Source organism: Acinetobacter sp. YH01021, assembly GCF_013420255.1.
GTDB lineage: Bacteria > Pseudomonadota > Gammaproteobacteria > Pseudomonadales > Moraxellaceae > Acinetobacter.
The window spans coordinates 1-6,347 of record NZ_VOYO01000049.1 but is presented as its reverse complement, the minus strand read 5'-3'; the positions used below and the strand labels follow the sequence as shown (position 1 = coordinate 6,347).

The 6,347-nt window shown below is 36.2% G+C and carries 5 protein-coding genes and 1 pseudogene; 1 reads left to right on the top strand and 5 read right to left on the bottom strand.

The features are described from left to right. Positions 1-2: 2 nt before the first annotated feature. The gene (locus tag FTT86_RS15425) at positions 3-614 is read left to right on the top strand and encodes a recombinase family protein (protein WP_015060246.1); all 612 of its coding nucleotides are present in this window, start codon (positions 3-5) and stop codon (positions 612-614) included. A gap of 189 nt (positions 615-803) precedes the next feature. Here the strand turns inward: FTT86_RS15425 and FTT86_RS15420 are convergent, their stop codons facing one another. The 5 genes and pseudogenes from FTT86_RS15420 to FTT86_RS15400 form a co-directional block, all read right to left on the bottom strand. Then, positions 804-1,688: an Mph(E) family macrolide 2'-phosphotransferase gene (locus FTT86_RS15420; protein WP_000155092.1), complete on the bottom strand. Its 885-nt coding sequence runs from the start codon at positions 1,686-1,688 to the stop codon at positions 804-806. Between the two features lie 55 nt (positions 1,689-1,743). After that, the gene (gene msr(E) / locus FTT86_RS15415; protein ID WP_180181466.1) at positions 1,744-3,219 is read right to left on the bottom strand and encodes an ABC-F type ribosomal protection protein Msr(E); all 1,476 of its coding nucleotides are present in this window, start codon (positions 3,217-3,219) and stop codon (positions 1,744-1,746) included. A 669-nt stretch (positions 3,220-3,888) separates the two neighbouring features. Beyond that, complete coding sequence (locus tag FTT86_RS15410; protein WP_257220492.1) at positions 3,889-4,440, bottom strand: plasmid replication DNA-binding protein; 552 nt, start codon at positions 4,438-4,440, stop codon at positions 3,889-3,891. 60 nt (positions 4,441-4,500) lie between these two features. Then, positions 4,501-5,451: a replication initiation protein RepM gene (gene repM, locus FTT86_RS15405; RefSeq protein ID WP_052431316.1), complete on the bottom strand. Its 951-nt coding sequence runs from the start codon at positions 5,449-5,451 to the stop codon at positions 4,501-4,503. 600 nt (positions 5,452-6,051) lie between these two features. Continuing rightward, positions 6,052-6,347, bottom strand: a pseudogene (locus FTT86_RS15400) (hypothetical protein); the annotation flags it as partial.

The window sequence follows — 6,347 nt, the reverse complement described above, 5'->3', positions numbered from 1 at the left end:
AAATGATAGAAATGAATACACGTATTTATCTACGAGCTTCAACTAAAGATCAAGATGCAGAAAGGGCTTTGCAGATTCTTCAGGATCTAAACCAAAACTTGAATTTGGGTGAAACCATTGTGTACGTGGAAAACTATAGTGGTACGAAGTTAGACCGACCTGAATTGAATAAGCTACTGTCAGAAGCAAATCAAGGTGACACATTGTTAGTTGAAAGTATTGACCGCTTATCACGCCTAACCCAACGAGATTTTCAAGAGCTGAAGCGCAGGATCCAGGAGAAGGGACTTCGTTTAGTCGTAGCAGATCTTCCTACTACCTACCAAATGATTCAAACCAGTGACAGCATTACTCATTCAATCTTGGAACTCATCAACAATATGTTGATTGATCTTCTGGCAACAATGGCCCGCCTAGACAATGAGAAACGTATAGAACGTATTAAGCAGGGCCTGGCACGTTCGGGTTACAAACCAACAGGCAAGAAGGCAAATGAGGCTAAACATAAACGAATAAAAGAATTGCTAGTAGTTGGCAATATGACTAAGGAAGAAATTGCCAAAGCAGTGAATTGTGGAGTTGCAACTGTCTATCGAGTTGCTAAAGTTATCTAAAAGAGGCTTATCTCAACGCGCCCCCAATGGGGCACCGCTGCATTCAGGTTACTTCACATAAGAAATTTTATGTTAAATGATTGTTAGAAATGCCCCTTGATCGAGGCATTTTCTATAAAGAATACTAAAAACTAATTAAAGCCAACCAAGTTTCAAAACAAGGCAGTTCTCAGCAATCATATTTTTAAATTATATAACTCCCAACTGAGCTTTTGCTCCAACGATAAGGCTTTCATTTTGAGTTTCTAAGGCAAATAAACCATACATCAAAGGAGAGGCCGCTGCTCTTTCTAAAGTCTGTTCATATAGTTTATTCCAAACTTTACCCCCTAGTTTTTCATACTCGATGATTAGAGTTTTGAGGCTTTCTTCTCCAAACAAAGTTACATGCCCAGCAAAATCAATCGCTGGGTCATCTATATGGGCTGTTGACCAATCAATAACGCCTGAAACAGCTCCATCCTTTGAAGCTAGTACATGCCCAGCATATAAATCGCCATGTATAAATTGGGTGAAATCTGCCCATAGAACATCATTATCCAACCATTTTCTGTAGCGGGTTTCCAATTGCTCACTTATACCAATTTCAGATTTTACTAACTGCAAATTGTTTGCTATTTCAGGTCTTAAATCTGAAGGTTTCATAATTTTCAAATCATTTTCCCGAACTTCTTTTTCAGGAATACTATGGATTTCAAATAAGGTTTTTGCCAAAGATGTTATGTATTTCGGGCTATCTTTGTCCATATTCCAAATTATTTCATAGGTTTCAGCATCCAAATTTAAAACAGGATTATCTTTAAGTATGGGATAAGCCACTAATTCTGTAGATGAAATTCTCCAATCAGGAACCTCTACAGAAAGATGTTTTTTTACCAATTCTAAAATGCGTTTTTCTTTCTTGATTTGTTCCCTCATGCCATCACGACGAGGAATACGCAGCAACCATTGTTGCCCCTTTGTATCAAGAGCAAAAACGACCTTAAAATCAATGCCCATTTCATTGAAATTCATTTTGTCCGTAAGCAACAAGCCGTGTGCTTCAGCAAGTGATTGAATATCTTGAATTGTCATTTTTAATTTCCTTTAAAGAGTTCAATAATTAATGTTCGGATTAGATTGGCTATCATTAACAATCTCTCTCAAAAGTCTTGATGATTTTGTGGTCTTTGATCTCGTAGATAATGTCAGCAATATTATCGACCAATTGCTTGTCATGAGATACGAAGATAATAGTTCCTGCATAGGACTTCATCATTGTTTCTAATGCGGCAATACTTTTTAGGTCAAGATAGTTTCCTGGTTCATCCATAAGCAAAATATTATATTTTCCTAAAAGCATTTTGGATAAAAGCAGTTTGATGATTTCACCTCCCGATAAGTCGGATAAGTTTTTTTGAATATCATTCGCTCCGATCCCCATTGAAGCCAATACTGCACGAATTTCCGCAACTGTGTACTCGCACTCTTCCTGCATAAAGGAGAGCACAGATTTATGCGTGTTAAATTTATATCCTGTTTGTGTAAAGTAGCCAATTTCAGCTTTTGGAGATATGGTTAATCCATCAGCACGTTCTGATATCATTTTTAACAAGGACGTTTTCCCTGTTCCATTCGATCCAGTTATAGCGACTTTAGCGCCAAGCGGTATTATAAAGTTAGCGTCATCAAAGATAGTACGGCTACCAAATTTTAAGCTCAGACCATCTGCCGTAATCGGGAACTTATTGTGCAGTTCTAGGGCTGAACTTTGACGAAAACGAATAGAACGCAAATGCTCTGGTGCTTGAATATCTTCTAATGCAGCCAAACGCTTTTCCATACTCTTAGCTGCCTGATACAGTTTTCTTTGCTTGGTGCCAGTCATTTTTGCATGCCCAAGTCGTCCAGCACTTTCGGTAGAGTTTTTGGATTTTTCTCCTTTTTTCTTATTGTCTAATCGATTAGCTTGCTGGCGTTTTTCTTGCACAGCAGATTCTAATCGCTCCCGTTCCTTCATCATCAGCTCATATTCTACGGCTTGGTGTTGTCGCTCTTCTTCTTTTTGACGCAAGTAATCCGAGTAACCACCCCAATATTCCGTAATTTTACCGTCTTTTAACTCCCATATCTTGTCTACAACCATATTAAGAAAATATCGGTCATGACTGATAACAAGTAATGCTCCATCAAATGCTTTAAGTTGACCAATAAGTAGATCTATTCCATTGAGATCAAGGTGGCTGGTTGGTTCATCCGCTAGAATGCCATGTACTTGTTGGGAAAATGCGGCAGCAATTTTTGCACGAGTTTCCTCTCCGCCACTCATTGTGTCGTTTTGTACATTGGAAACACCAAGGCGAGATAACATTGCCCGGTCTTCGACCGTTTCTATTTCGATTCCGCCCAGTTGGCTGATATGTGCAAAATCACCAAAACGCTGTAATGTCGCTTCGGCTAAAACAATTTCGCCATTAAGTACTTTGAGTAAACTACTCTTTCCTGCTCCGTTATCACCCACAAGACCAATACGGTCATAAGAGTGAATTTCCAATTCATCAATATCCAAAACATCACGCCCAGCATAATCCAAGCGTATGTTTCTCGCTTTAATAATTAAACTCATTTTTATTTACTCCTGTTTAGCTCTTGAAATTTTTTATGCAGCAAACAGGATTTAGGTGAAAACAAAAGCTAGCATCACAGTGTCCTCCCAAAAAAAAAGCTATTCATCCACAGGGTGGACAAATAGCTAGTCAATTAAGTTATAACTGGAAACTATGCACTAAAAGCATACTTATAAATTAAGCATACTTTTACTTTATATATCCGCATATATTCTTAAAGACACAACAAAAGCCCACCATTATAAAATAGTGTCACTATGCAAATAGTTGTGTCTTAACGAATGCGGATAGAATGCATAAACTTACCTAAAAAATAAAATTCAGTTTTATGATAACTTTACTGTTAAAAGAAGTCTAGACAACCTTGTTTTATGCTTGGATATAAGGCTTATTTTAAAATAATAGTAGTGAAGATTTTCTAAAATTAACATAATACACCTTATACGAAATGCTTTATAATTGTCTTTATTAATCAATGATATATATCATTTTGATTGGCCCGTATCCTCCAGATCGGGCTTTTTTATTGTTTTTTATGTTCCACGCTCAATAAATAAGCAATGTTCCACGGTTTTATTCAGTTTTAATAAACATCATCCGATTTTGTGATGAGTCACTATTTCATGTGCTTGCACTGAAATTGGCTCATCACAAAATTGGAGTCCTGGTTAACCATAGGGAAGGAAAAAACGGCTCAGGAAGCTTCTCTTCTTAGGTTCAGGCTCAACGTGTTCTGGAACAGGGATACGTTTATTCTCTGAAGTAGTCAATCCGTCATAGTTCGATTCAGCCTGTGACCGAGGATCTGTTGCTATATTCGAATTAGTAGATCCATCTAGCTGATTAATATTTTCTTGTTTTGGCTGTTCTAAGGTGCCTTTAAACTCAATTCTATAAGTAAGATCTTCAATATGTTGCATCAAAGACTTTTCTCTTTGATTTGCTAAATCTAACTGATTTTTGAGTAAAGAAATTTGATCTTTTAATACACTTTCAACCTCAGATTGAACGTGTACTTGTACATCCTTCTGAACTTGTTCAGTACGTGTACTGGACTGAACACCGACTGGATTGCCATAAACTCTGATAAGTTCAGATAAGTCTATAAGACCATCATGATCTCTTGATAATTCACCATTTTTTAAAGCCTCATATATTGTTGTACGTGATTTTTTAAAGGCTTTACTTGCATCCATGACGCTGAATTTTGTTGTGTTCAATGTAATCCCTCAGTGCGTGTACAAGGATGTTCATGTGAACATCCAATCTGAACATGAAGTTTATTTTGTATTAAATCCTACTTTCTTTAGATATGGCAGTAATTCTTCAATTTTAAGTGGATCCTGCAACATTTCGGCAATGCGAACAGCAAATTGAGAGTAACTTTCTGTACCTTGAGAATATTTATTCATCTCGGTAAGCCCAGAGAGTTTATTAGCAAAAAGATAACGTTGCGAATCAGTCATTTTTAAAACTATAGGTTGTATAGCTATATCTGACTTCTTTGGTTGCTTTCTAATTTTATAGGTAAACTCAAATCCTATAATTTTTTTCCCTGCCTTCTTATTAGTATATTGAAGGTTATATATATCGCAGGCTTTGCTCTTATTTATTTGAGTGACAGCTAAGTCCAGGACATTGTCTTTTAGATTTGACATAGTTTTATATTTATTTTCGATACCGAACCTAGATCGAAGATCGTCCAACTCTAGAAAAACTTTTTGCTCTTTATAGTTCTGCACTTCTTTAAGAATTTCATATAAGCGATTGGCATATTGACTGCTTAAATCAACCGTATGTTGAAGATCAATTTGAGTAAATTTATTAGCTAGCTCACTTACAAATGGTAAGACGTCATTAGCAAATTGAATTTCAATTCTAGCTTCACCTTCAAGATATCCCTTCATTTGAATAAATCTATATGTTCTAACGTGTTTTTTAGTATTTGAGATTTCTCGCTCTAATGTGAACTGGCGTTCAAATAAAGTATCTACAGCCGTTCTAAGGGCTTTATAACCGCCATCTATGGTGTCTGAAAACAGATCTGCATATTCATGAGCTGAAATGGTAATTGGTACATTATTATCTAATGTAATCTTATTAGAACGAATTTTTGATAAAGCGATATTGAACAATCTGTGCTCAACAACAGTCATTTTATAATGAGCTTTTACTAAATCATTTGCTTTAGAGACAAGAATCGACATGTCTAAATTTTCTGAACGGCTCATTCTTATTTCCCTATAAACATTATATGGATTTACCAAAATCTAGATAAATTTTTTACTTAGGAAATCATCATAACAATACTCATTTAAATAGTAAAATAAAAACCTATGTTTATACGGATAAAACCTATGTTTGAAACGGATAAAACCTATGTTTGAAACGGATAAAACCTATGTTTATACGGATAAAACCTATGTTTGAAACGGATAAAACCTATGTTTATACCATCATAATCTATTGAAAATAAAAAAGAAAACATGCTTCAAATATTAAATATTATAAATATAAAATAAAAAAGAAAATTCATGAAAATTGCCCTTGGTTTTCGCTTCGCTCAAACTCTATTGAATCTCGCTTTCGCTCGATTCGTTGGGGCAATTTTTGGTTAATATTTTCGTGACTTTTAGAAAAAGCAAAAGCAACTCGGAATTCGCTGCGCTCATGAACTTTTTTTCTCGCTACGCTCGATTTAAGAATCAAATTTGGAAAGTTCGCACCCATGCGGGATGCTCTGGTATGCAGGTGATTGATGGATAGGGAGCTTGTAATCAGGGAAAGGAAAGGGCAAATTTTCTCAGTTCGCTCGTAGACACTCGCTCTGTTTAGCGACTCATGCCACGAGATTTCATTCTAGGCGCATGTTGCTGTGCTTTGAGTTGTTGTTCTTGTCTGAGTTTCAGCTGTTGTTCTGCTTTGATCTCATTCACACATTTCTTAATGACTTGATAGGTTGAGTATAGAGTTTGGTATTGCTTGGCTTTGGCCGGATGCTGTTGTTGGTACTGCTTCCAGGCATGTTCTTTAAACTTTTCATTTTCCAATAAATCCTTCACACCATGTTTTTTCTGGTGTTCATGCTGACCTTTCAGCTTTTTGTGCTCCTGGTAAATCGCATCAC

Excerpts from the sequence above, each read along its gene's own strand:
- FTT86_RS15425 (WP_015060246.1), top strand. The coding sequence starts at position 3 with ATGATAGAAATGAATACACGTATTTATCTACGAGCTTCAACTAAAGAT.
- FTT86_RS15420 (WP_000155092.1), bottom strand. The coding sequence starts at position 1,688 with ATGACAATTCAAGATATTCAATCACTTGCTGAAGCACACGGCTTGTTG.
- repM (WP_052431316.1), bottom strand. The coding sequence starts at position 5,451 with ATGAGCCGTTCAGAAAATTTAGACATGTCGATTCTTGTCTCTAAAGCA.